The organism is Nocardia sp. NPDC051321 (assembly GCF_044455225.1).
GTDB lineage: Bacteria > Actinomycetota > Actinomycetes > Mycobacteriales > Mycobacteriaceae > Nocardia.
In genome coordinates, this window is record NZ_JBITEM010000007.1 from 423,804 (window position 1) to 446,597 (window position 22,794).

Below are 22,794 nucleotides of genomic sequence, written 5' to 3' on the forward strand. Positions count from 1 at the left end.
ACTAACGCTGGTCGCGGTAGTCAACGACGGCGCGGGCAGCCAGTCGCGGGGCAAGCCATTCGCCGACCGCGCGATGGGCGGGATGCTGTTGGTAGGCAACCAGTTCCGCAGAGCTACTGTGCGTGGTGGTCAGCACCAGATCGTAAGACACGGGCGTGGCGAGTTCGTCGAGCGCGACGGTGAGCGACTCGATGCCGGGTACCGAATCCGCGAGCGGGGTGAGTCGCGCCGCCGCCTCGGCCGCGTCACCACGGTTGTGGAATTTCATCAGCACCACATGGGTCAGCGGGTCCGTCGCGGTCATCGGCGGCCTCGGCGGCGCAGCAGCACCGCGGCGCCGGCCGCGACGGCGATCACCAACACCGCGACGATGCCGCCCACGATCAACGGCGTATGGTCCGCGTCGTCCTCGACCGTCGAACTCTGCGCCGCCGCATCCGGTTTCGGTTGTTCGGCCGGGCCACCGAAGGTCAGCGGCGTCGAGGCGATGATGGCGGCGGGATTGCTGAGGCTGGTGACGCTGATCGCGCAGGCGCCCGCGGCAGCCATGCAGTCCGTCACGCCGATCGAGGACAGGACCGCGATCGAGCGCTTGTCCCCGTTGGGCTGCCAGACGCCGTTGGCGTCCGCGTTTCCCATCAGCGCGCCGGGCAGATTGCAGTCCATCGGGCTGGTCACCGTCGATTTACATTGCGCGACAGCGACACTGGTGAGGTTCGCGGGCAGACCGGTGAGGGTCACCGTGACGGTCTGGCCGTCGCGCAGTCCGGCGGACTGGCTCACCTGCAAAGCCGCCTCGGCCGCCGCGGGGGACGCGGCGCCGAGCGCCCCGGCCAGTACCGCGACCGCGGCGATGGCAAGGCGAAAAACGCTGTATCTCATCTCGTACTCTCCTGATTGATCACAACCGCCGCCGATCGGCGAGGGCGAGCGCGGCGACCAGTGCGAGCAGCCCCGCGGTCACCGCCCACAGCAGTGCGGACGGCCCCGCGGTGTCCGCGTCGGCGGCCGCCACCGCGGGCGCGGCAGCCGTCGCGACCGAGGCCGGTGGTGACGCGCCCGCGAAACTCACCGGCACGGCGGCCGAGTTGTCCGCGATGACGGCGGCAGGCTCGCTGCCAGGCAACGGCGCCGCCGCGATAACGCAGCGCTGCTCGGCACAGTTGATGCCTTTGAACGCGGGCCGCACGGTGAGGGTGACGGTGCCGAAGCCGCCGTCCGCGCCGATGTTGACGAAGGTGGCGCCGCCGTCGAGATCGCAGTCGCGCAGCCCGTTGGTGAAGCCCGCTTTGCACAGCCCGACCGCGACCGCCGCTAGACCGGGCCGGAAACCAGTGCCTTCCACGGTGATTCGCTGGCCGTCGGTCAGCTCGGTGTGCGCGCTGACCCGCAACTGCGCGGGCCCGGCATCGGCGCGGGCGGACACCGGCAGCGCGCACAGCGGCACGGCAAACGCGACGGCCAGGTATCGGATCCGAATCATCATGCGCCCCTTTCGAAAACCGTGCCGAGCACCGGCGACATCCCGAGATCCGCCGCCGCCCGCTGCCGGGTCAGCAGCACCGTCGCCAGCGCGCAGGCCGCCGCGACCGTCAGCCCCGAGCCGGTGCCGGTGTAACGCCCGACCGCGGCGACCACGCCGAGCCCGGCGATACCGCCCGCGGTCACCGCGGCGGTGGTGCGCGCGCCGACCGCCACCCGCGCGACATGTGGCGCGCTCGCGATGGTGATCTGGTCGAGCCCCGATGTCGCTCGGGCGGCGGCGGCCAGGGTCACGGCCAGCCCGGCCGACAAGGTCACCGGGCCGGGCGCGGTGGCTACCAGCACTGGCCCCCCTGCGGCCAGCGTCAGCAGCACCGGGGTGGCGGCGGCGTCCGGGTCGGGTACCGAGACCGCGAGTGCGGCAGGCAGCGCAGCGAGCAACAGCCACCCGGCTTGTCCGGCGTCGAGCACGTTCCACCGGAACAGCATCAGGTGCAGACCAGGCAGCACGGCCGCACCGACCGCCCAGCCCGCCGCCGCATACGCGATAAGCACCCGCCACTCGACATGCCCTGCGCCCGAGGTGGATTCGCCCGCCAACGCACGCGGCACCGACGTCAGCACCGCCGCACCGGATGCCGCGGTCGCGACGCCGGTGAGCAGCAGACCGAGACCTGGCTGCGCGGCCCACCGAGCCGCCGCCGCAGCAGCCGGCACGACGCCCGCGACCATGACCGCGCACCAATACGCGCCGCCACGACGGCCGAGCATGGGTGCCGCGGCGCGACCGAGCACCAGCAGCGGCCCCGTCGCGGCTGCCGCGATGAGCACCGCGGCGACGAAGATCGCGCGGGTTTCCACCGAGCCCGCCGTGATCAGCGCCGCCCCCGCGCAGAGCGCGCAGACCCCGGCCATTCGGGCACGGCTGATCCTGCGCAGCAGCCACACCGCGAGCGGAACCAGCAGCCAGGCCAGCGCGAGACCGGTCACGGCGACATAGCCGATGACCGCGCCCGGCACCCCGATCAGGCCGCCGAATGGCTTGGCCTGCAACACCAACTGGCCACCCGCCACCGGCCCGGACAGCACCCCGCCGAGCACGATCGACCACCCGTGCGTGCGCTGTTTCGTCATTGCCACCTCCGGCGATCGTTTCGCAGAATGAAACGCAGTTTCGCAGTGGCCATATTGAACCCGTGCCACCTGCGGGTGTCAAGACGGGAGCCGCGACACCCGGCCGGGCAATGAAATCCATGCTCCCCCTGGACAGAACGCGCGGCCGGGTACAGAATCAGCGATAAGGAAACACTGTTTCGCAACACGAAACGCACGAGGCATGGAGGTGCTCGTTGACCCGAGTCGCGGCCGCACAACTCGCCACCGGAACCGATGTCGCGGCCAATCTGGACGCCTGCCTGCGCATGATCGACCAGGCCGCGGCGGCGACGGCCGAACTCGTCGTGCTGCCCGAGTTCTGTAACCACCTATCCTGGTACGACGATCGAGCGCACGCGCGCCGAATGGCCTGCGAACTCGATGATTCCTTTCTGACCGCGATCGCGCGGCGGGCCGCCCGGCACCGCATGTACCTCAAAATCGGGGTCACCCTGGCCAGGCCGGACGGGCGAACCACCGGCACCGGCCTGCTGTTCGGGCCGGACGGCGGTTTGCTCGGCGAATCCGACAAGCAGATCCTGATGGGCGCCGAAAACGACTACCTGGACCCGGGTTCGGCCGATTCGCCGGTGCTGGACACGCCGATCGGGCGGATCGGCATGTACGCCTGCATGGAGGGCGTGATCAACGAGGTCACCCGCTCCCTGGCGCTGCGCGGCGCCCAGCTCCTGCTGAACAGTCTCAATTCCTTCGCCATCGACGAAGCGAGCCTGCATGTACCGGTCCGAGCAGCCGAGAACAAGGTGTGGGTAGTCGCGGCGAACAAGGTCGGGCCGCTACTGCCGCACGCTCAATTGCCAGCCATCGCAGCACGTTTGGGCGTCCCGCCGGACCGCCTGCATGGCGCGGGCGAGAGCCGGATCGTGGCGCCCGACGGCACCACGGTCGCCCTCGCCCCACCGACCGGCGAGGCGATCGTGCTCGCCGACATCGATCTGGCACTGGCCGACGACAAACGCAGGCCCGACGGCACCGACCTCCTCGCGGCGCGGCGACCCGAGCTCTACGCACCGCTGGCCGCGGCCCCGAATCCGCGACGCCACCCGCCCGGCGCAGCGGAGCTTCCTGTCGCACTGGTGGCTCCCGATGCGAGCGCGATCAAGGCGGGTGCCGCCGACGGCGTCGCGCTGATGGTGCTGCCCGAACTCGCCGACATCGCGGTGGCCGAGGTCATCGGCGTGCTCGCGGGCTCAGACGCGTATGCCGTACTGAGCGTCCGCGCAGGCGGCGCGCATTACGGCGTCCTGGTCGACGCGACCGGTGTCGTCGGCCGACAGCCGCAACTGCATCCCACCCGGCGCCATCCCTGGCTGACCGAACCGGGCGACACACTCGAAGTATTCGACCTGCCCTGGGGCCGGCTGGCCATCGTGGTCGGCGACGACGCACTGTTTCCGGAGACGTTCCGGTTGGCCGCCATTCAGGACGCCGACGTCGTCGCGGTCCCGTTCAGTCCGGTCGAGTCCTGGGAACTACGCCTCGGTCTGCCCGAACGCGCCGCCGAGAACCGGCTCAACGTCGTCGCCGCGGGCGAGGCCGACGGCGAACTGGCCGGGGCGATTTTCGGCCTCAGTCCGGACTTCACCCTCTGGACGACGTGGACCGGGCCCTTCACCGGTGTCATCAGTCAGCCGATCAGCACCGCCGCGACGCCCGGCGCGCGGTACGTACCCGCCGTCGTGCGGCCCGCGCAAGCGGTGAACCGCGCCGTCTCGCGGGGCACCGACCTGGTGGATGGCCGCCCACGCCAGCCGATCCGCCAGCCGTCCGACAACGAAAGTAGCTCCGTGACAACAGAACCGACGAACCCGAGCGGGCAGCCGAGTAGTGAGGTGCGACGATGACCGAAACCGTGCGGCATGTCGAGCAGATGGTCGACGACAACCCGCGAACCGATGTGACCGAGACTTTCGCCGAGTGGCGCGCGCTGCTCGGCGAGCTCAAGGATCGAATCGCCGGACGCTTCGAGCTGACCAGGGATCCCTCGACGGCCGACCTGGAGTCCTACGGTGACGCCGACACCGGCCCCGCGGGCAGCCTCGCCGCCTTCACCGGGCCGGAGATCGACTGGCTGGTGTACTCCTGGATCGGTGACCCGCGAACGGGTTTCGTCAACTTGCACCTGACCGCCTGGCTCGGCCCGCAGGTCCGGGAGCCGCATCTGGGCTCGGCGCTGCTGCTGTGGCCGCAGGGCTGGTTCTACGTCGATGCCGTGCCGCGCGGCGACATCGTCGGTGACGGAACGTATTTCGACAGTTACTACGCGCCGAACGACGAATCCTGGCTCGCTTTCAAGGAGCAGCATCCGGACTTCACCTGGTTCACCAGCCGCACCGGTTTCATCCGGGCCAGCCTCTCCCCCACCGCCTACTGCTATTCGTTTCCGCCCACCCGCCCGAACCTCGACACCGTCGCGGCGATCCTCACCGAGCGAGTCGAGCAGTGGTTGTCCTGGGTGGCCGCCGCCGAGCCGGTGCCCGCCGCGGAGCGGGCCGCGCTGGCCGACCGGGATCTCGCGGTGCGGCGCAATATCGCCGAACGCGATCCCGCGAATGTGATGGGCGAGCGCATGTTCGGACCGGAACTGACCCAGCGCCTGGTCCGGGCGCTCTGGGGCGGCGACCGGGTCTTGCCGAGGCCGGGCTTATGAGCGTCGTCCGATCCCTGTGGTGGGCCGCGCGCACGGACGGTCAGCCGCCGTTCGACACCGCGCATCTGAAGGTCTATTACCCTGCCGCCGTTGCCGATACCGACGCCGAACGGCTGACCGGGGTGTTCGAGGCCGACCCCGCGGGCGCACCGTACCCGGTCCTGCTGTTCCTGTCCGGGGTCAATGTCGCCCAGGAAAGCTACCGGCGCTTCGCCATCGAGATCACGGCCGCGGGCTTCGCCGTCGTCACCGTCGATCGGGTCGGCGAATTGTTCGGCGGTCAGCGCGGCCTCACCCCCGGCGTCGAGCTCGACGCCGCACGGCCCGCCTACTACGGCTCGCGGCCGACCTGTCCGGTCATCGCGCCGATCCTCGAGTCCCTGGCCGAGCTCAATACCCAGGCGCCGTTGCGTGGTGCGCTCGACCTGGACCGCATCGCGCTTGGCGGGCATTCGGCGGGCGGCACGGTGGCATTGCAGTCGGCGCGGTTCTTTCCCTCGGTGGCCGCGGTGGTCGCCTGGGGCGCGCACACCATGGTGGCGACGATGCTCGGCTGGGCGCCGGGCACGGTGCTGCAGGCCCAGGTCGACAGTCCCGTACTGCTCGGCGTCGGCACCAACGACGGGGTGATCAACGGCAGTGCCGATCGCTACGGGCAAGACGACACCGAGCGCCACGACCCGGTCACCCGCACCTTCTTCGATGCGCTGCCCGATGGCGAGCATCTGCTCGCGGTGATCGACGGCGCCAACCACTTCGGCATCGCCGACCCGGATCCCACGGCGGCGCGCGCTTTTCTCGACGGCCACGGGCAGACCTCTGCGATCGCCCCGTTCGCCCGATTGACCGCGCTGTTCCTCGACGCGCACCTGCGCGGTTCCGCGGACGCCGCGGCTCGGCTCGCGGTGTTCGACGCCGTGCCGGTCAAGCGCAGATAGGAGTCAGCCATGCTCAAAAACTTCTGGTACGCACTGGAATTCGCCGACCGGGTCGGGCGAGAACCGGCCAAGGTGACCTGTCTCGGCCAGGATTTTGTGCTGTATCGGACCGCGGCGGGCGCGCCGGTCTGCCTGTCGGATCTGTGTGTGCATCGCGGCGGCGCGCTGTCCATGGGCACGGTCGTCGGCGACTGCATCGCGTGCCCGTACCACGGCTGGCAGTACGACGCCGACGGCGCGTGCGTGCGGATTCCGGCGAATCCGGCGGAACGGCTCATCCCGCGCAAGGCGCGGGTCGACGCCTACCCGACCGTCGAACGCTACGGCATGGTGTGGGCGTTCCTCGGCGATCTGCCCGAACCACAGCGACCACCGATACCGGTCATCCCCGAACACGACGATCCCGTGTTCCGGATGGTGCAGTTCGAGATGGAGGTCGCGGCGAACTACGAACGCACCTTCGAGAATGTGGTCGACGCCGCGCACACACCGTTCGTGCACGGCACCGCGTTCGGCAACCCGGACAAGCCCGAGATCCCGGAATTCGAGGTGCGCAAGGACGATTGGTCGGCGACCGCGGACATCAAGCTGAGCCCGCCGCCGCCGAAGGGGCTGTGGGGGCTGCTCGCCAAACGCAAGCCCTACCGCCACGAATACGTCACCGTCACCAACGCCTGGTACCTGCCCAACATCGTGAAACTGCATGTCCGGCTGCCGATCGGCGACCTGCTGCTCTACGACTTCAATATTCCGCTGTCGCAGGACCGCACGCTGATCAAGATCCTCGGCTACCGCAACTTTTTCACCGGCGCGTGGGCCGACGCCAACGCCCGCAAACGGATCGGCAAGATTCTGCTGCAAGACCAGCCGGTGGTGGAAAACCAACGGCCCGAGCTGCTTCCGTTCGACCTCGCCGACGAACTGCACACCCGCAGCGACGCGTTGCAAATCGCCTATCGGCGTCGCCGGGCGCAGCTGATCAAGGACGGATGGTGGCTCGGCGACGACGACATCATCACCGGTGACGGTCCGCGCCGCACCGCCACCGTGATCGCCTCCCCCGCCCGCACCGACAACCCCGAACTGGCCAGTGCCTGGGTGCACAAGGCCCGCGCCGGAAAGGAGCAGGCATGAGTTTGCCTGCCGCACTGAGCGAACGCACCCTGCACAGCATCAGCACCGCACTTGGTCTCACAGTCGCCGACGACGTGGCGCTGACCAGCCCGATGGCGCCGGATCCGGTCGGCAGGCTGCGGGTGCTGCGCGGACGGCCCCTCGACAAGGCCGTGGTCGTCGACCTGGTGGTGCCCGCCATCAGCCTGGACAGTCACATGATCTTCGCGTTCACCGACGCCGACTCCGCCACACCGCATTTCACCCTCGACTCGGTCGCCTCGGCCGAATATCACGCGCTGCACCTCGATCTCATCCCGCGCGCCGACCTCGCCGTCGAATTGCCTTACCTGGACGCCGCTTTCCTGCCGCTGACCCCGCTGCTCGACGGCGCCTGGCAGCTCGACGGAGTGTCACCGGCCGCGATTGGGCCACGTCAGCGCGCCATGATGTCGCCGTGGATGGTGGTGTGCCGGGCCACCGAACCCGCCTTCCGCGCGTTGGACAACACCGTGGACGGCTATCTGGCGCACTGGTTCACCCTGCTGGACAAGGGCGTTCCGCCGGTGTCCGGCGATCCGGCGGTGCGCGACCGCGCAAATCGGGCCAACCTGTTCAGCCCCGCGGTCGATCCGGTGTGGGCGCAGGTGATCAGGTTGCTCGGCGCGGAACAGGCCGAGCGGGTGCGCGAGGAGCTGGTCGCGTGAGCGCGGGCAGCAGCACCGCGGCCACGGGTCCGAGCCGGTGGCAGCAACGCATCGACGGCGAATGGGTCGGTCGCCCTTCGCTGTTCGACGCCGAAGGGACCTGGCGCGGCTTCGAGGACATCCGCCGCTCCTCGGTCTTCGCCGACGGCGCGACGACCTACTACATGTCCGGCGGGCTGACCGGCGGCGCCGAATTCGCGGGCAGGTTCGCACTCGGTGCGCCCTTCGCGTTCGGTGTCCGTGACTCCGACGCCGACCGCATCTACACCGGGCCCGATTTCTACGGCTCCGGGCAGCCCTATGGCGGCTTCGTCGACGCGAACTACTACGGTCCCGGTTGGCAGGTCGCGCTCAACACCTGGAACCAGACCATCGATGACACGCAGGTGTATTCGTCGGTGCTCTATCAGGGTCCCGCCGTGGTCGGCGTCTTCAACGGCGTCTACACCCGTGATCCTGACCTGGCCGAGGAGCGGCGTGCGCGCGAAACTCGCTGTGGCGCGGTGCCGTTCGTGCTGCCGACCAAGGACAGTTGCCGATACGCCGGTGACTGCGAACTGTGGGACGCCGATCAGCGGCCGCTCGGCACGGTGCGGATCGAGGTGCACGTCGAGCCGATCACCCTGCTCACCGCGCGCCACCAGGTCTCCTGGACCGGGCCGATCGAACGCGGCTACACCGCGACGGTCCGGCGCGACGGCGCCCGCTCGTTCCACGAGGGGCCCGGCGCCTGGGGTAATGCAACCGCCTACGGTCGCGCCAACTATCCGGTGCTGCACCTCGACGACGGATCCCGGTTGCACGGAAGGGAATTCATGATCGATGCCGAACCGGGCATGGGCGCCGGTAACACCCTCGCCGTGGTCTATCAGCTCTTCGAGCACAACCGGCTCAGCGCGATCGCGCACGGCGTGCTGGAGCGCGGATGAAGACCGTCGTGATCACCGGCGGCACCCGCGGCATCGGCCTCGGCATGGCGCGGGCCCTGCTCGATCGCGGCCACCGAGTCGCGGTGTGCGGCACCGACCAGGAACGGGTGGCGGCCGTGCGGGCGAGCCTGCCCGACCATGCCATCGCCGTGACCGCCGACGTCGCGGATCGCACTGCCCTGCAACAACTCTGGGACGAAGCGAACGCGCACTTCGGCCGGATCGACATCTGGATCAACAACGCGGGCATCTCGCACGACCGCATGCCGCTGTGGCAACTGCCGGAAGACACCGCCCGCGCGGTGATCGGCACCAACCTGCTCGGCGCCCTGAACGGCGCCGCGGTCGCGATCGCGGGCATGGCCGGTCTCGGTGGACACGTATGGAACATGGAGGGGCTCGGCAGCGACGGCCGGACCGTCGCGGGCCTGGCCACCTACGGCGCGAGCAAGCGCGCACTGACCTATCTCACCAAGGCACTGGCCGCGGAGGTGCCCGCCGGCGTCTCGGTCGGCCTGCTCAGTCCCGGCATGGTGGTCACCGACCTGCTCACCCACGGCTACCGCGACCCCGCCGAATTGGCCAAGGCGCGCAGGGTATTCAACATCCTGGCCGACCCGGTCGAGACGGTCGCGCCCTGGTTGGCCTCGCGCGCCCTCTCGCACACCCGCAACGGTGCCCACGTGCGGTGGCTCACCACACCAAAGGTACTGGGCCGCTTTGTCACCGCGCCGCTGCGCCGCCGCGATCTGTTCGCCGAATGACCGCGATGGACTACCCGATCGCGCTGGCCGCCGAGGATTTCGTTCCGGTGCTGCTGATCACCGCCGGCGTCGTGCTGCTCCGTCGCCTCGCCCGCGCACCCGCGACCACGTTGCTGACCGTCGCGGCCGCACTGATCTGCGCGGGCGGGCTGGCGAAATCGACGTGGAAACTGATCGTCGCGGCGGGCGGCGCCGATCTGACCTGGCTCGAGGCACTGCTATTCCCCTGTCAGACAGCGGGTTTCGGGGTACTGAGCCTGGCGCTGGCCGCGCACCGCGGCGGCACGCGACCGCCGCGCTGGCTCTCGGCGCTGGTGCCCGGCCTGGCCGCGGCGTGCGGGGCGGGCGCGATGCTGGCGGGCGGGATGCGGCCGTTGGTGCTGAGCACGGCGGTGTTCGCCACCGTGGCCGCGGTCTATCTGATCGTGCTCGCCCGCGATCGGGGCGACACCGTCGCCGCCGGGTTGTTCGGCATCCAACTGCTCGGCATGTTCGGCCTCAGCCAGCTGTCCGGCGTGCCGGAACAGACTGTCGCACTGCAATGGATCGAGCAGTCGATCAACACCGCGGCCCAGGCCGCCTTCCTGCTCGCCGCATGGCGAGTGTCGCGAACGCACCGAACCATGGAGGCAATACGATGACCGACGCGCTCGGCTGGCGCCGTAAATTCGGGGTGCTGGCGCCGTCCACCAACACCATTGTCGAACCCGACTTCTACCGGATGGGCGTGCCCGGCGTCACCGCACACTTCGGCCGCATCCATATTCACGACCAGGACATGAGTGACGACGCGGGCATGGGCCGGCTGCTCGATCAGATCCGCGCGGAAATGGACGCCACCTGCGCGCGGGTAATGACCTGCGAACCGGACTACATGGTGATGGGCATGTCCGCCGAAACCTTCTGGGGCGGTGTCGAAGGCAACCAGCGCTTCGTCAAGCAGATCAAGGACGCGACCGGACTCGAGGTCGCCACCGGCGCGCAAGCCTGCCAGCGCGCGCTGGAGCTGTACGGGGCGCGGCGGATCGGTGTGGTGACCCCGTATCAGCCGATCGGGGACGCGAACGTCGTGCGCTTCTTCGGCGAACTCGGCTTCGAAGTGGGCGCGATCATGGGGTTGCGCTGCCCCACCGCCGTGTCCATCGCGCACGTCACCGACAACGAATTGCGCGACGCCCTGCGCGAAGTGGACGGCGACGATATCGACGCGCTCGTGCAGTGCGGCACCAACCTGTCCATGGTCCGGCTCGCCGACGAGGCGGAACGGTGGCTCGGCAAGCCGGTGCTGGCCATCAACGCCGCCACCTGGTGGATGGCATTGCGCGACAACGGAATCCAGGATCAACTGGAAGGTGCGGGCGGCCTGCTGCGCGATCACTGACCGCCGGTCGTCGCTTTTCAGCGCTCGAGCACTCGCCGAGCCTGCCGTACCACCGCAAGGTCCACCATGCGGCCCGCCTCGTCCAGCACGACGCCGCCGCCCGCGGCATCGAACGAGTCCACCACCGCGCGAGCCCGTTCCAGCTGCGCCAAGGTCGGGGTGAACACGGCATTGACCACCGGAAGTTGAGCCGGGTGAATACAGGCGCGCCCGCGGAAACCCATGCGCGCCAACGCCATAGTAGAAGTGCGCAATGCGTCGAGGTCCCGCAGGTCGGTGCGGACGGGACCGAGCGGGGGCGCGATGCCCGCCGCCGCGCTGGCCAGCACGATCTGTGCGCGGGCGTACAGCAGCTCGCGGTCGTCCGGGCTCGGGTCGATGCCGAGGTCGGCGCACAGGTCGGCCTCGCCGAGTTGCAGCCGATCGACGCGGGGGGCGGCGGCGATCTCGCGCGCGGCCAGCACCGCGGCCGCGCTTTCCAGCAGCGGGCACACCCGGATCGTGCCGGGTCGCGGCTCGAATTCGCGCAGGATCGCCCCCGCCGCCCGAACCTGTTCGGCAGCTTCGGTTTTGGCCAGGCAGACGGCGGTGACGGCGGGCACCGCCACCGCCGCGAGATCGGCCTCACCGATCGCGCCCGGATTCACCCGAACCCAAATCCGTTGCGGGCCAGTGGTAACAGCGCGAAGCCAGGCCGCGACCGCAGCGCGGGCACTGGCTTTCGCGTCGAACGGCACCGCGTCCTCCAGATCGAGGAGCAGCACGTCCGCCGGGCTCGCGCGGGCCTTCTCGAACAGCTCGGGCCGGTTGCCCGGCACATACAGCGCCGATCTCACGAGCCGATCTCCCGGCTATCCACCGTGCGCACGTCGATCCGCTACTGGTGGGTGGGATCGGGCCACGCGCCCACCGAGCGGGAGCGGACCGGTTCGACGAACCGCGGTGCCAGGGACTGGGGATATTCCGGACCCCAGTTCGTCGGGTCGCCGGACATCACGACGGTCGCGTTGTCGGTGTACCAGTCCACCAGGTCGGCATCGGAGCGGACCAGCCAGGTGCAGCCGTGTTCGGCGTCGGCGGTGAAGTCGCCGTGCCGGATCAGCGCCGGGCGCCAGAAATAGGTACCGGGCCACATGGTGCCGTAGTTGTATTCGAACCCGCCGTCGAGGCAGTACGCCTCCTCCGAGCAGGGATGGTGGGCAAGGGGCTCTTCCCGCCAGCCCGGTTTGGCTTTGATCAGGCGGCTGTAGAAACCGGTCTGCTCGTCGCGGTGCAACAGCTTGATGTACAGCCCGGGCACCGGCGACCCACCCAGGTCGAAACGCATGGGGCTGCCGTCCTTTACGTCGATCCACGGCATCCGCGCCGTGTCGTGCACGACGAGCTTCTGGTCCGGGCGGACGAATGCGCGGTCACCGTCGGCCGGATCGAATCGCCAACCGCCGCGCTCGCGGAACAGCAGGATCCGCGTTCCCTCGGTCACCGAGATCGGCGGCGTCCACACACCGGTCGGCGCCATCCAAAAGCCTTCGGGCCCAAGGACTGTGTCACCGATGGTCACCTCCCCGAACAGCACGAACCACTCGGTATCGGCCTGGTGCACACCGGCCGGCCGGGACCAGTCCGTGGTGAAGCGGACTTGCAGCGACGCCGAGCCGTCCTCCTCGTCGTAGCTGAGATTGCGCTGCACCGCGCCGCCGGTGGCGTGCTCGAATTCGGCGACATGGTCGATGAGATCGCGCTGGTCGATGAGCTCTACATGTGGACGCATCGGTCCTCCTCTGAGCGGTGAATAACGATACAAAATGTACTGGTTACTAATAACCAAAACAAGATGTATCGTAAATTTCATGACGAAACCCGGACGTCCGGCCGGTCCGGCCGCCGACACCGAAGCCGTCGTGCTGACCGCAGCGCTCGAGCTGCTGCTGGCCGAGGGTGCCGCCGCGCTGACCCCGCAGCGGCTGCACACCGTCACCGGGGTCGCGCGCACCACCATTTACCGGCACTGGCCCACGCCGCGCGAATTCCTCGCCGCCCTGATCGCGGTCGCACCGCACGAGCCGGCCCGGCCGAGCGGCGACCCCGCCGACGATCTGCACGCCGAAGTGGATCTGCTGTGTGATCGCCTGCGGGACAAGCCCGTTGCCGCGTTTCTGCGCGCACTGGTCACCGCCTCGACCGGCGACGCGTCGTATACCTCGCTGCGCCACCGCTACGTGATGGACCTGCTCGAACCATTGCGCCGGGCTATTCGCGCGCTCGGCGTCGCGGACCGGGACCGGATCGAGGATGCCGCGATGACCGTGGTCGCACCGTTGCTCGTCGGGGTACTGCTGCTCGACCGCCGGGTCGACCGCGACCGCGCCCATCGCGCCGCCGCCGACCTGCTCGCCGGTATCGGGGCTCGAACGTAAACCCCAGCGTCACAAGGGAATAGCATGACCAATATCGTCGGCCCGCGCGCCGTCTTCGGCGTCATCGTGCCGAGCACCAATACCGTTGTCGAACACGACTATTGGCGGGTGGGGCTGCCCGGTGTCGCCTATCGCGCCGGCTCGATGTACATCCCGGATCCGGCGATGGGCGACGACGACGACTTCCAGCGCCTACTCGGTCAGATCCGCGCGTCCATCGAGACCGCGGTGCGCGACGTGCTCACCGCCGAGCCGGACCGGATGGTCATGGGCATGTCCGCCGAAACCTTCTGGGGCGGCGTCGCGGGCAACGCGGCCTTCGAACAGCGGCTGCGCGATCGCACCGGACTCCCGGTCACCACCGGCGCCAGCGCGTGCCGAGCGGCACTGCGTGAACTCGGCTGCCGCACTATCGCGGTCTTCTCCCCGTACCAGCCGATCGCCGACCGAGAGGTCGGCCGGTTCTTCACCGAGGCGGGTTTCGAGGTCGCCACGATCACCGGGCTGCGCTGCCCGGACGCCATGGCGATCGCCCGGGTGGCACCGGACCGGCTCCGGCAGGTGGTGGCCGACCTGGACGGGACTGCCGTCGATGCGATCGTCCAAGTCGGCACCAACCTGTCGTTCGTCGCCCTCGCCGATCAGTGGGAAGCCGAACTCGGCAAACCCGTCCTCGCGATCAACGCCGCCACCCTCTGGCACGCGCTGCGCGAGCACGGCATCGCCGATCGCGTCGACGGTGCCGGGCAGTTGCTGCGCGAGCACTGAATGACGTTGGGCCGGAAGGGTTGACAGCGCCGGTGATTCGAGCGCTAATGGACACGCACAATAAGAAACGCTATTTCGCACAAGGAAACAGCGCGCCTCGTCGTTGGAGTCACCATGAAACTCCGAGGTGCGGCAACCGCCGCCATCGCCCTCTGTCTCACCCTCACCGCCGGACCGGCCGCTCGCGCCGAACCGGCCACCATGCCCGAACTCCTCTCGATCCCGTGCGCAGGCAGCATGCTGCCGATCCCGGTGGACTGGCATCTGCCAGTCGGTGAACCGAAGGGCTTGGTCTGGCTGCAGCACGGTTTCGCCCGCAGCAATGCCAACATCGCCGGGCTCGCCGCCGCGTACGCCGAAGCGGGCTACCTGGTCTTCGCGCCGAGCCTGCCGTTCATCGATCTTGCGGGCTGCACCTTGCAGAATCTCACCGGCAACACCGCGTTCCTCGGTGCTATCGCGGCCCTCCTCGCCAGCGCGGATCGGCCGAACAACCCACTCGCCCAAAGCTTTTCCGCTGCAACCGGGAGCGCGGGCCGACCCGGCCTCCGACTACCGGCACAGTATGTCTTCGTCGGTCACTCGGCGGGCGCGGAAGCCGTCGAATACGTCGCGCACCGGTTGCACACCGATGCGCCCGACGGGTGGGCGCGGCTGCGCGGCCTCGTACTGCTCGACCCGGTCAAGTCCTTCGTCGGGGACAACACCGATCGAGCGCTCGCCGACCTGGACACCACACCCCTGCCGATCCTCACCATCTCCGGCCCGCCCTCGCTGTGCAACGCCTTCGGTGGCGGCACCGGCGCGGTGCAATCCACCCTGCATCGCGCCTACGTCGGCATCCGGATCAACACCGGCGTGCACACCGACGCCGAAGGCCCGGACGTCGACACCATGGGCAGGCTGCTGTGCGGCACACCGGAATCGGTGAACATCACCACCCTGCGCAGCCTCGCCATCGGCTGGACCGGAGATTTCCTCGCAGGCAACCGCACCGCCGACTACTACCCGCCCACCGCACCGGCAGCCGACGCTCGCACCGCCGAAAACGCGGTCGCCCGAGTAGCGGCCGCGCCGGACGCCCAAATCCTTTCCGGCGCTTCCTGATCAGCTCAGCGTCTCCGCCCTGACCAGTCCGTCGGGTGCCACTGGGCAGCGCTCGATCGGACCACTCAGCGTCCTCGCCGAGCGCTATCCCGGACCGGTGTCGGCGGTGATGGCGGGCCACAGCGTGGCGGTGAGTTTGTCGGCCAGGCCGCCGCGGGTGGTGGCGTCGTCACCACGCAGGAAAGCGCCGAAGTAGGCGCCGAAAACCATCGTCGCGACGGTGCGCGTGTCCGTGTCGGCCCGCACCGCGCCGCGCTCGATCAAGTGGCGCAGCACCTGTTCGACCTGAGAGACCCTGGGTTCGACGGCGCGTTCGACCACGTGCGCGAGCAGTTCGGGGACGCGCTCGGCTTCGCTGATGAATCCGCCCTGCAGGACGATGGCGTCGGGGTTGTAGTAGCAAGGGTCGACCCGGCGGATGGCCTCGGTGAACGCTTCCTTCGGCGCCAGATCTTCGAGCGGAAACGGTGGGGTGGCCGCGGTTTGGGCGCGAAATCCGTAGTCGAGCGCGTCGATGACGAGTTCGAGTTTGCTGGACCAGCGGCGGTAAAGGGTGGGTCGGGTGACTCCGGCGTCGGCGGCGATATCGCCGAGCGCCATCTGCGAGTAGCCGTTGGTGACCAGGCGTCGGCGGGTCGCGACGATGATCGCCTCGTCAACGGCCGGGTCGCGTGGGCGGCCGCCGCGCGGACCGGATTTGCGCGCCTGCGGCTGTTCGGCGGATTCGGTGCGCTGCGGTGTCATGGCCTCCCCGTTCGCGGTTGCGTTACACCACAGGACTGTAACCCGCGGCGTTTGTCCGATGTGGCCAGGCGCCGGGATGATCGCCGCGCCGCGCCGGAACAAGTTGCGGCACAGCCATTCCGGTCGCCGGGCCGGTTATCGCTAGGCGGTGGTGCCGTGTGTCGGCGGGTCGAGGTGGTAGCGGGCGATGACCTCGTCGAGCCAGTCCGGGTACTCGTAGGTCAATCCGTAGCGGGCGGCCAGGTCGTCGAACTCGGCGGGCGTGGTGGTGTCGGTGGCCGTCAACTGCCCGAGTTCGGCGAAGTACTCCTCGAACCCGCCGGGGATGATGATCTCGATGATCCGGCCCGGCACCTGTCCGGCATTCCACATGGCGTGCAGCTGACCGCGCGGCTTGATCACATAGCCGCCGGGCCCGACCACCGCCTCGGCGTCATCGGAACGGAACCCGATGTCGCCTTCCAGGACGATGGAGTACTCGTCCTCGCGGGTGTGCCGGTGCGGCGGGGTGATCATGCCGACGGCGAAGGGATGCTCGACGATCGCCACCGCGGCACCGGTGATCTTGAAATCGGCGCCGAACCCGGGAATGGTCACGTGCCGCCCCTCGCCGGGTCGCACGACGGTGAACGGCGGAACGATGCGGTGATCCATGCGTGAATGTCCTTGTCTCGGGCTCGATCAGGCGCTGCGGGCGGGCACGCCCAGGCCTGCCAGATCTACCAGACCGCGTAACGTCCTGCGCAGCAAGATCTGGGTGAACTTCTCCCGGTCACCGGCGGGGCGGTTGGGTCAGCGGGTGCCCTGGTAGGCCTTTTCGATCACCTCGGTGACCGTGTCGGGGTGGCTGACCATGACCGCGTGCGAGGAGTCGACCTCGGTGATGTCGGCGCCGGCCCGCTCGGCCATGAACCGTTCCAGGCTCGGCGCGATGGCGTGATCCTTGGTCGCGATCAGCGCCCACGACGGCAGGGTCCGCCAGCCGGCCGCCGTGGCCTGCTCGCCGAACGCCTCGGCGGCGACCGGCCGCTGTGAGATCGCCAGGAACGCGGCGGTGGACGCGTCGGCGTCGGCGGCGAACGCGGTCGCGAATCGGGTCTGATCCAGCCACACCTCGGTGCCGGTCGAGCCATCCGGGCGGGTGTACTGGAAGACCTGCTGCGGCAGCGGCGGCACCGACGCGTCGGCGTGCGTCTCGAGCAGACCACCCAGCGCCTCACCCGCGTCGGGGGCGAACGCCGCTACGTAGACAAGAGCTTTCACGTCGGCGACGGCGGGCGCGGCGTTCGTGATCACCGCGCCGGCGTAGGAGTGCCCGACCAGGATCTTCGGTCCCTCGATGCCCGCGAGCAGGCCCTGCAGGTACGCGGTGTCGTAGGCCAGGCCGCGTAGCGGGTTGGGCACCGCGACGACCGGGAAACCCCGGCGGTGCAGCCGCGCCGCGACCGCCGACCAGCCCGATGCGTCGGCGAAGGCGCCGTGCACCAGCACCACCGTCGGCTTCGGCTGCCCGTCATCGGCCTGATCGTGGGTGCCCGACACCAGGGCCGCCAGCGCCGACGTGATCGAGGTGGCGATGTGCTTGCTCATGGCTTTCTACTCCTTCTCTACGGGGCGTTCCGGTCCCCGCTGTATGGACATTTCGTTACAGTGAGTGACTGTAACGTAACTGCTGGATTCTGCCAACTCGGCCTTTGCCGACGGCAGCTTTTACACTGGGCGCCCAGCGTTTCGATTCAGCGAAATAGGCAGCGCTACAAGAGGTCTCAGGTAATCAACAGTGACGTTCGTAGCGGGATCAGGTGCGCGAGGTCGACGACGATGGACCTGCGCAGTTCGGCGATCTGCGCGGGCGGGTGGAAGCGCGGCGAGAACCCCAGCTCGATGCTCAGTCGCCCGGTGAACGTGGAGACGAAATAGCCGACCATGGTCACCGGCTCGGAGGTGGCGAAGCCGCGGAAATCGACGATCTCGACCCCGGTCGGCGCGGCAAGGCCGGGGACCACTCCCCAATTGGTGATGAAGTTCCCGGCATGGCGGCCCACACCCTGTGCGGCCGCCGACGCCGCGGCCAGCATCACCGTGAGCGCGGCCCCGCTGTCGATGCCATCGACGATCTGCGCCTTGGCCTGGTCGGCCAGCAGGCCGAGGTCCGCGCCGGGCTCGCACGGAGTCACGGTGGGCGCGTAGGCCAGGGCATTGGTGATCTCGTCCGGCCGGGCCGGTGGCCGCAGATGCGGACGCAGATCGACGAGGTGGAACATGATCATCGGGAGTTCGGTTGTCGTGCTGACTGTTTCGGTGATCGTCGCGCGTTCGGCGCGGATGATCGCGGCACTGAGCATGGCGTGCAGCGTCGTCCCGGACGCGCGCGCATGCTCGAGCAGCGCGCCGGTGTCGCGCTCGGAAAGGATGATCCGCTCCCCCGGCACCGGACGGAAGCACGTGTCGTCGGCGGTTTCGGTGCGTGGAACGCTGTGCACCGAACCGACGCCCGGCAGGGTGAATTGCGGCAGGTCCATGTCCCGCGCGCGGTAGGCCCCTTCGAGACTGCCCGGGTGGACCGGAGTCGGGTCGGGCAGCGGCGCGGCTCCGGCCAGCGCGGCCGTGATCCGCCAAAAGTGTTCCAGCAGCGCGAAACCCATCGTTGCGTCGTTGATGGCGTGGCTGACTCGCAGGGCGACCGCGGTCGTCGCACCCTCGCGCACAATCGTGAGTCCGGCGAGGGCGCGCGCGGGATCGAGGGGCGTGCTGCCATGTTCGAGCCAGTCGGCGATGTGTCCCTCGCCGACGTCGGTTACCGCCGCACCGGTGTCGCCGTCCGGGATCCGCAGCCAGCACTCGTCGCCGGTGACCTCGATTGTTCCGCGCAGCATCGGATACTTCCGGCACAGCAACTCGAAAGCCCTGCGCAGCAACGCGCTATCGATCTCGCCGACGCAGACTGCCACATAACTGACGGTGAGTTTGCGCGGCACAAAGCCGTGATCGATCTGTCCTAGAAGACATTTCACGGCGCTGTCCGCGGGCTGGATCACGCGAGACCCAGCAGCGCAGGCTCAATCGCGCGCGCCCGCAGCTCCTGCCCGGGGCCGGCGACCAGGCGCCGGGTCCGCAAATCCAGCAGCCCGCTCACGCTGCTCACCTCGGCCACCAGCGTGCCGTCCGGCTTGCGCAGCACATGCTCCACCCGATGGGTCTTGCCTGCGCCCCAGACGAACGCGCACGACACATCGACCGCGTCGTCGGCGCGCAGTTCCGCGTGGTGGCGCAGGGTGGTCTCGAGGTTGATCGGCCCGAACCCGTCGGCGAGCAGCCGTTCCGGCGACAGCCCGGCCGCCTGCCCGCACGCGAACCTGGAATGCTCGGCGTACTGGAGATACACCGTGCTCGCGAGATGGTGATTGGTGTCGAGTTCGTAACTGCGGACGGTGAATCGCATGGTGAACGGCGTGTCGCTCATCGGGCTCCTGACATTCGAGGGTTGCTGCCGGATCGCCAGCCTGCCGTCGTCGCGGCGCCGATACCTAGACAGTGGCGACACTGGTATCGGCAGCACCTGGCATCGCGTCCCGGAATGCCCGATCATGGACGGCGTGCCAGCTACCCTCTCCACCCGACGGACCGAGCTCGCGTCCTTCCTGCGCAGCCGACGGGATCGCATCACCCCCGCCGAGGTCGGCATGCCGCCCGGGTTGCGCCGCCGCACGCCTGGCCTGCGGCGAGAGGAGGTCGCCCAGCTGGCCGGGGTCACATCTCAGTTACGGACTACATAATCGCAGTTGGACGGGGTTGCGTGGCAAACCCCGAAGGGGTGCGGCAGCCCGTGACCGGGCGGCTGGATTGGCGGCGACCTCGCGGGATGACCGGCCCGTACCGGGCCAGCGTTCCGTCACCCGTTCCAGGGGCTGCTAACTGCGCTTAGCGTTAGCGTTTGGGCTTAGTGCTCAGGGATAGCGTTGCGCTCAGCGTTAAGCGTTAGCGTTGCGCTCAGCGTTAGAGAAGTTCTATACATGCACTACACTAATCGCAGCGGCGTTGACACTTACGTGTCAATCGCGCCGCTGAACGCCCAGGTCAGAGAGGTTCGGGTGACCGACACCGGGGACAACCGGTGCCGGGCCCGTGTAGCTCGATGATCAGCTACTCAACAGCAGAACCAACAAAATCAGGCTGTAGAGCAGCTCCTGGGGGCAAGCGATGAAGACCCTGGCCTCGCGAACTGGGGTCTTCTTCGCTCTTTTTGGACGTTTCATCGAGTCACCTTCTCCTTCCTTCGATGGCGACGCCAGCATCTGGTGTCTGGTGTCGCTGCGGAAGGAAGGAGCGGTGATGACTTTACCCGAGATGGCCCCGACGGCCGTTTTTGCGGCGGGTGAATGACTCGGCCGTGCAGAAGTTTTGGAACTTCACAAATCCGTGGCTGCTGCTGGCTAGAGTAACGGTCGTTCTCACTTCCGGGACTGCCTGCTCTCTTCATCTGTGCTGCATGGTTCATAGAATGCTGCGGCACAACGCTTTTCGCAATCTGACCATGCGCCCGCCCGGTCGCGACGCGACGGGCGCGCGCTGGCGCGTGGCCCGAGTATCGGGTGACCCGAAACCGACATCCGGCCCAGCCGTCGATCGTTGCGCTTGCGATGTGCGTTTGCGGTGCCCTGTTATGTCTGTTCAGGCTGGATAACGGGCGGTGAACGATCGCGAATCGAGATCGTTGTTTCGCTGCTGAACGGTCAACGGTCGCGGGACTGTCCTCGGTCACGGCCTTGTGCCTGTCCGGTCCCGCCACGTTCGACACCCGGTGCGTGACCAGGCGGTTCCCGCACTGCCCCACGGGGATCGGTGGCTTGCCCTAACCAGTGCAGCCGTTCCACTTCCGTAAGCCGACCCTGTTCCTGTAGTCGCTCGAACGCTGCGTTGCGAGCCGCGTCTTGCTCTCTCGCCACGTCACGAGCCTGTTGCTCTTTCTCGGCTGCACGCGCCTTATCTGCCGCTTCACGTTCCACGCTGGCAGCGTCGGCAAGCTCCGGGCTAGGCCGCTCCCCGATCTCGACGGCTTCTCGCTCCTGGGACTGTTTAGGCACCGGGAATGGGAATTCGCGCAATACCTGTTCACGGGCTTCACGCTCGACTCTGGCGCGGGCGGCTTCGGGCGATTCACGTTCCGGGGTGGTCTTCTCCGGCGCCTTACCTGCCGAGGTTGACCCGGCCGCAAGTCGGGCCTGAAATTCCCGTACGGCTTTCTCGGCAGCCTCACGGGTGACCCGATCGCGCTCGGTCTCCGGTGTTTTTCCTTCTTTGGCGCGGTCGGCTGTCGGCGCTTCAATTCGCCGGAGCTGAGCGGGAGCCGGGAATTCCAGTGCCACGCGTCTAGCGGCCAGCTCGCTTGCGGCTCTGGCACGGTCCTTATCCTCCCGCGCCTTCACGATTTCCCGGATATTCGCGAGCCGTTCTCGAGCGCGTTCTTTACGATCGCGCACCTTGACGATCTCTGCGATCTTCTCCCGACGATTTTCTAGCGCTTTCGCCTTGGCCTCTCGCGCTTTTTCTCGGACACCGACTATTTCGAGCTGCTGCCCTTTCCCTCTCTCCGTTGCGAGACCGAGGGTCCAGATTTCACGGGCATCGGCTCGTGCGATTTCTAGATGAGTGAACCTGTCCGGAAATTTTTCCTTCAATCGATCTATGAGCATCTGCGCTTTACTCGAAACTCTTTCACCTTCGACAGAACGCAGCACATGTTCCTGGATCTGTCCCGTTTCGAGGAGCTTATAGATTGCCTTGAGCTGGTTTTCGTCCTTGTCCCCTCCGATCACGCCGGACTTTTCCTCAACGCTGGAGACCTTGCCCTGGTCGTCCCTGACCTTGTCGAATCGGATCTTTCCGACACCTTCGACGCGATACAGTCGAGAGCCCGAGACATAGCCGTTCTCGCGGTCGCGAAAGAACCTGTCGCTCCCCTTCTCGAATATCCTCCCACGCTGGTTATTGTCGAAGCCGTCGCGGTCTTTGTCGTATTCGTCCATTGCTCGGAGAGCCCCCCGGTGGGCGGATCTTTCTACTGACGTACGCCGGAAGGCGAACAATCACGTGACAGGTGATTACCCTTGGAGCTTCTCTTCGTGATATCCGGCATATTCGCGTACTGCTGCCGCGAAGTAGGAGAACATGCCATCGTGGTCTTCTGGGTGATAGTCGATCATGTCATCAAGCAGTCGCCATATGACGATTTCATCCTCATCGACGGTATCGCATTCCAACGCAGGATTTATGTCTGCGTAAAACGAGCACTCACTACCGAACCAATCGCAGTCGAACCAATGGGCGCCCGCGAACTGGATAAAACACTCTCCAGCGAAACATACGAATGCGTCGGTCATATCGGAATTCTCGGAGGCCATCGCGGTAGTCATATTCGGGAACAACTCCGCTATGACCGGGTCGAGCCGTTTCACCTCTACTGAGCCCTCCGGCCACGGCTCAGAAGGGATTTCACGGATTCCCACGTAGTCCATGAACTTCCGGACCTGCGCCGCACGCCGTTCCGGGGCGACCCATTTACCCCACTCGGTTCGCTCGACGCCGAGATCCATCGTCAGTTGTTCGTCGTCACTCACG

At 68.0% G+C, this 22,794-nt stretch carries 26 protein-coding genes and 1 pseudogene; 14 read left to right on the forward strand and 13 right to left on the reverse strand.

Annotation, left to right across the window (positions count from 1 at the left end; translation table 11 throughout):
• Position 1: 1 nt before the first annotated feature.
• Genes ACIA8C_RS19425 through ACIA8C_RS19440 form a run of 4 tightly spaced genes read right to left on the reverse strand, consistent with a single transcriptional unit; the run spans position 2 to position 2,616 of the window.
• The gene (locus ACIA8C_RS19425; protein WP_397136402.1) at positions 2–304 is read right to left on the reverse strand and encodes a Dabb family protein; all 303 of its coding nucleotides are present in this window, start codon (positions 302–304) and stop codon (positions 2–4) included.
• A complete protein-coding gene (locus ACIA8C_RS19430; protein ID WP_397136404.1) occupies positions 301–882 on the reverse strand; it encodes a neocarzinostatin apoprotein domain-containing protein in 582 nt (193 codons plus the stop codon). The genes ACIA8C_RS19425 and ACIA8C_RS19430 overlap by 4 nt, the downstream gene beginning before the upstream one ends.
• Before the next feature lie 19 nt (positions 883–901).
• The gene (locus ACIA8C_RS19435; RefSeq protein WP_397136406.1) at positions 902–1,486 is read right to left on the reverse strand and encodes a neocarzinostatin apoprotein domain-containing protein; all 585 of its coding nucleotides are present in this window, start codon (positions 1,484–1,486) and stop codon (positions 902–904) included.
• A complete protein-coding gene (locus tag ACIA8C_RS19440; protein WP_397136408.1) occupies positions 1,483–2,616 on the reverse strand; it encodes a hypothetical protein in 1,134 nt (377 codons plus the stop codon). The genes ACIA8C_RS19435 and ACIA8C_RS19440 overlap by 4 nt, the downstream gene beginning before the upstream one ends.
• A gap of 215 nt (positions 2,617–2,831) precedes the next feature.
• On the opposite strand from ACIA8C_RS19440, the gene ACIA8C_RS19445 reads away from it, so the two are divergent.
• The 9 genes from ACIA8C_RS19445 to ACIA8C_RS19485 are packed head-to-tail and all read left to right on the forward strand — an operon-like array spanning position 2,832 to position 11,140.
• The gene (locus ACIA8C_RS19445; RefSeq protein WP_397136410.1) at positions 2,832–4,502 is read left to right on the forward strand and encodes a nitrilase-related carbon-nitrogen hydrolase; all 1,671 of its coding nucleotides are present in this window, start codon (positions 2,832–2,834) and stop codon (positions 4,500–4,502) included.
• Complete coding sequence (locus tag ACIA8C_RS19450; protein WP_397136412.1) at positions 4,499–5,308, forward strand: oxidoreductase; 810 nt, start codon at positions 4,499–4,501, stop codon at positions 5,306–5,308. Before ACIA8C_RS19445 ends, ACIA8C_RS19450 begins: the two co-directional genes overlap by 4 nt.
• The gene (locus tag ACIA8C_RS19455) at positions 5,305–6,246 is read left to right on the forward strand and encodes an alpha/beta hydrolase family protein (RefSeq protein ID WP_397136414.1); all 942 of its coding nucleotides are present in this window, start codon (positions 5,305–5,307) and stop codon (positions 6,244–6,246) included. The genes ACIA8C_RS19450 and ACIA8C_RS19455 overlap by 4 nt, the downstream gene beginning before the upstream one ends.
• Before the next feature lie 9 nt (positions 6,247–6,255).
• Entirely contained in the window at positions 6,256–7,380 is a 1,125-nt protein-coding gene (locus tag ACIA8C_RS19460) for a Rieske 2Fe-2S domain-containing protein (protein WP_397136416.1), read from the forward strand.
• Positions 7,377–8,066 (forward strand): hypothetical protein, encoded by a 690-nt coding sequence (locus ACIA8C_RS19465; protein ID WP_397136418.1) that lies wholly within the window; start codon positions 7,377–7,379, stop codon positions 8,064–8,066. Before ACIA8C_RS19460 ends, ACIA8C_RS19465 begins: the two co-directional genes overlap by 4 nt.
• Positions 8,063–8,995 (forward strand): hypothetical protein, encoded by a 933-nt coding sequence (locus ACIA8C_RS19470; RefSeq protein WP_397136420.1) that lies wholly within the window; start codon positions 8,063–8,065, stop codon positions 8,993–8,995. The genes ACIA8C_RS19465 and ACIA8C_RS19470 overlap by 4 nt, the downstream gene beginning before the upstream one ends.
• Entirely contained in the window at positions 8,992–9,759 is a 768-nt protein-coding gene (locus ACIA8C_RS19475; protein WP_397136422.1) for an SDR family oxidoreductase, read from the forward strand. The genes ACIA8C_RS19470 and ACIA8C_RS19475 overlap by 4 nt, the downstream gene beginning before the upstream one ends.
• On the forward strand, positions 9,756–10,400 hold the full coding sequence (locus ACIA8C_RS19480) for a hypothetical protein (protein WP_397136424.1): 645 nt from the start codon (positions 9,756–9,758) through the stop codon (positions 10,398–10,400). Before ACIA8C_RS19475 ends, ACIA8C_RS19480 begins: the two co-directional genes overlap by 4 nt.
• Positions 10,397–11,140, forward strand: a complete 744-nt coding sequence (locus tag ACIA8C_RS19485) for an arylmalonate decarboxylase (RefSeq protein ID WP_397136426.1) — start codon at positions 10,397–10,399, stop codon at positions 11,138–11,140. Before ACIA8C_RS19480 ends, ACIA8C_RS19485 begins: the two co-directional genes overlap by 4 nt.
• A gap of 17 nt (positions 11,141–11,157) precedes the next feature.
• On the opposite strand, the gene ACIA8C_RS19490 is transcribed toward ACIA8C_RS19485, so the two are convergent.
• Both ACIA8C_RS19490 and ACIA8C_RS19495 read right to left on the reverse strand, forming a co-directional pair.
• Complete coding sequence (locus tag ACIA8C_RS19490) at positions 11,158–11,976, reverse strand: HpcH/HpaI aldolase/citrate lyase family protein (RefSeq protein ID WP_397136428.1); 819 nt, start codon at positions 11,974–11,976, stop codon at positions 11,158–11,160.
• 41 nt (positions 11,977–12,017) lie between these two features.
• Positions 12,018–12,911: a DUF4437 domain-containing protein gene (locus ACIA8C_RS19495; protein ID WP_397136430.1), complete on the reverse strand. Its 894-nt coding sequence runs from the start codon at positions 12,909–12,911 to the stop codon at positions 12,018–12,020.
• Positions 12,912–12,990: 79 nt separating this feature from the next.
• Here ACIA8C_RS19495 and ACIA8C_RS19500 point away from each other — a divergent pair, with 79 nt between their 5' ends.
• The 3 genes from ACIA8C_RS19500 to ACIA8C_RS19510 all read left to right on the forward strand — a co-directional run bounded on the left by ACIA8C_RS19500 (position 12,991) and on the right by ACIA8C_RS19510 (position 15,432).
• Positions 12,991–13,557: a TetR family transcriptional regulator gene (locus ACIA8C_RS19500; protein WP_397136432.1), complete on the forward strand. Its 567-nt coding sequence runs from the start codon at positions 12,991–12,993 to the stop codon at positions 13,555–13,557.
• Between the two features lie 24 nt (positions 13,558–13,581).
• Positions 13,582–14,325, forward strand: a complete 744-nt coding sequence (locus ACIA8C_RS19505) for an arylmalonate decarboxylase (protein WP_397136434.1) — start codon at positions 13,582–13,584, stop codon at positions 14,323–14,325.
• 114 nt (positions 14,326–14,439) lie between these two features.
• Positions 14,440–15,432, forward strand: coding sequence for an alpha/beta hydrolase (locus tag ACIA8C_RS19510; protein ID WP_397136436.1), 993 nt, complete (start codon positions 14,440–14,442; stop codon positions 15,430–15,432).
• 84 nt (positions 15,433–15,516) lie between these two features.
• On the opposite strand, the gene ACIA8C_RS19515 is transcribed toward ACIA8C_RS19510, so the two are convergent.
• The 5 genes from ACIA8C_RS19515 to ACIA8C_RS19535 form a co-directional block, all read right to left on the reverse strand.
• Positions 15,517–16,176 carry a TetR/AcrR family transcriptional regulator gene (locus tag ACIA8C_RS19515; protein WP_397136438.1) on the reverse strand — a complete coding sequence of 220 codons (660 nt, stop codon included), beginning with the start codon at positions 16,174–16,176 and terminating at the stop codon, positions 15,517–15,519.
• A 141-nt stretch (positions 16,177–16,317) separates the two neighbouring features.
• Positions 16,318–16,830 carry a cupin domain-containing protein gene (locus ACIA8C_RS19520; protein ID WP_397136440.1) on the reverse strand — a complete coding sequence of 171 codons (513 nt, stop codon included), beginning with the start codon at positions 16,828–16,830 and terminating at the stop codon, positions 16,318–16,320.
• A gap of 138 nt (positions 16,831–16,968) precedes the next feature.
• Positions 16,969–17,766 carry an alpha/beta fold hydrolase gene (locus ACIA8C_RS19525; RefSeq protein ID WP_397136442.1) on the reverse strand — a complete coding sequence of 266 codons (798 nt, stop codon included), beginning with the start codon at positions 17,764–17,766 and terminating at the stop codon, positions 16,969–16,971.
• A 176-nt stretch (positions 17,767–17,942) separates the two neighbouring features.
• Positions 17,943–19,190, reverse strand: a complete 1,248-nt coding sequence (locus ACIA8C_RS19530) for a hypothetical protein (protein WP_397136444.1) — start codon at positions 19,188–19,190, stop codon at positions 17,943–17,945.
• Positions 19,191–19,210: 20 nt separating this feature from the next.
• Positions 19,211–19,639: an acyl-CoA thioesterase gene (locus tag ACIA8C_RS19535; RefSeq protein WP_397136446.1), complete on the reverse strand. Its 429-nt coding sequence runs from the start codon at positions 19,637–19,639 to the stop codon at positions 19,211–19,213.
• Between the two features lie 124 nt (positions 19,640–19,763).
• Between ACIA8C_RS19535 and ACIA8C_RS19540 the strand changes: the two are divergent.
• Positions 19,764–19,928 (forward strand): annotated as a pseudogene (locus ACIA8C_RS19540) (transcriptional regulator); the annotation flags it as partial.
• A 448-nt stretch (positions 19,929–20,376) separates the two neighbouring features.
• Positions 20,377–20,559, forward strand: a complete 183-nt coding sequence (locus ACIA8C_RS19545) for a hypothetical protein (protein WP_397136448.1) — start codon at positions 20,377–20,379, stop codon at positions 20,557–20,559.
• A 350-nt stretch (positions 20,560–20,909) separates the two neighbouring features.
• Here the strand turns inward: ACIA8C_RS19545 and ACIA8C_RS19550 are convergent, their stop codons facing one another.
• Both ACIA8C_RS19550 and ACIA8C_RS19555 read right to left on the reverse strand, forming a co-directional pair.
• A complete protein-coding gene (locus ACIA8C_RS19550) occupies positions 20,910–22,202 on the reverse strand; it encodes a hypothetical protein (protein WP_397136450.1) in 1,293 nt (430 codons plus the stop codon).
• A gap of 75 nt (positions 22,203–22,277) precedes the next feature.
• Complete coding sequence (locus tag ACIA8C_RS19555) at positions 22,278–22,793, reverse strand: hypothetical protein (protein ID WP_397136452.1); 516 nt, start codon at positions 22,791–22,793, stop codon at positions 22,278–22,280.
• Position 22,794: the final 1 nt, after the last annotated feature.

Bases quoted from the DNA above. Each gene is read 5' to 3' on its own strand.
- ACIA8C_RS19425 (WP_397136402.1), bottom strand. From the start codon at position 304: ATGACCGCGACGGACCCGCTGACCCATGTGGTGCTGATGAAATTCCAC.
- ACIA8C_RS19430 (WP_397136404.1), bottom strand. From the start codon at position 882: ATGAGATACAGCGTTTTTCGCCTTGCCATCGCCGCGGTCGCGGTACTG.
- ACIA8C_RS19435 (WP_397136406.1), bottom strand. From the start codon at position 1,486: ATGATGATTCGGATCCGATACCTGGCCGTCGCGTTTGCCGTGCCGCTG.
- ACIA8C_RS19440 (WP_397136408.1), bottom strand. From the start codon at position 2,616: ATGACGAAACAGCGCACGCACGGGTGGTCGATCGTGCTCGGCGGGGTG.
- ACIA8C_RS19450 (WP_397136412.1), top strand. From the start codon at position 4,499: ATGACCGAAACCGTGCGGCATGTCGAGCAGATGGTCGACGACAACCCG.
- ACIA8C_RS19455 (WP_397136414.1), top strand. From the start codon at position 5,305: ATGAGCGTCGTCCGATCCCTGTGGTGGGCCGCGCGCACGGACGGTCAG.
- ACIA8C_RS19460 (WP_397136416.1), top strand. From the start codon at position 6,256: ATGCTCAAAAACTTCTGGTACGCACTGGAATTCGCCGACCGGGTCGGG.
- ACIA8C_RS19465 (WP_397136418.1), top strand. From the start codon at position 7,377: ATGAGTTTGCCTGCCGCACTGAGCGAACGCACCCTGCACAGCATCAGC.
- ACIA8C_RS19475 (WP_397136422.1), top strand. From the start codon at position 8,992: ATGAAGACCGTCGTGATCACCGGCGGCACCCGCGGCATCGGCCTCGGC.
- ACIA8C_RS19480 (WP_397136424.1), top strand. From the start codon at position 9,756: ATGACCGCGATGGACTACCCGATCGCGCTGGCCGCCGAGGATTTCGTT.
- ACIA8C_RS19485 (WP_397136426.1), top strand. From the start codon at position 10,397: ATGACCGACGCGCTCGGCTGGCGCCGTAAATTCGGGGTGCTGGCGCCG.
- ACIA8C_RS19495 (WP_397136430.1), bottom strand. From the start codon at position 12,911: ATGCGTCCACATGTAGAGCTCATCGACCAGCGCGATCTCATCGACCAT.
- ACIA8C_RS19500 (WP_397136432.1), top strand. From the start codon at position 12,991: ATGACGAAACCCGGACGTCCGGCCGGTCCGGCCGCCGACACCGAAGCC.
- ACIA8C_RS19505 (WP_397136434.1), top strand. From the start codon at position 13,582: ATGACCAATATCGTCGGCCCGCGCGCCGTCTTCGGCGTCATCGTGCCG.
- ACIA8C_RS19510 (WP_397136436.1), top strand. From the start codon at position 14,440: ATGAAACTCCGAGGTGCGGCAACCGCCGCCATCGCCCTCTGTCTCACC.
- ACIA8C_RS19515 (WP_397136438.1), bottom strand. From the start codon at position 16,176: ATGACACCGCAGCGCACCGAATCCGCCGAACAGCCGCAGGCGCGCAAA.
- ACIA8C_RS19520 (WP_397136440.1), bottom strand. From the start codon at position 16,830: ATGGATCACCGCATCGTTCCGCCGTTCACCGTCGTGCGACCCGGCGAG.
- ACIA8C_RS19525 (WP_397136442.1), bottom strand. From the start codon at position 17,766: ATGAGCAAGCACATCGCCACCTCGATCACGTCGGCGCTGGCGGCCCTG.
- ACIA8C_RS19535 (WP_397136446.1), bottom strand. From the start codon at position 19,639: ATGAGCGACACGCCGTTCACCATGCGATTCACCGTCCGCAGTTACGAA.
- ACIA8C_RS19545 (WP_397136448.1), top strand. From the start codon at position 20,377: ATGAAGACCCTGGCCTCGCGAACTGGGGTCTTCTTCGCTCTTTTTGGA.
- ACIA8C_RS19550 (WP_397136450.1), bottom strand. From the start codon at position 22,202: ATGGACGAATACGACAAAGACCGCGACGGCTTCGACAATAACCAGCGT.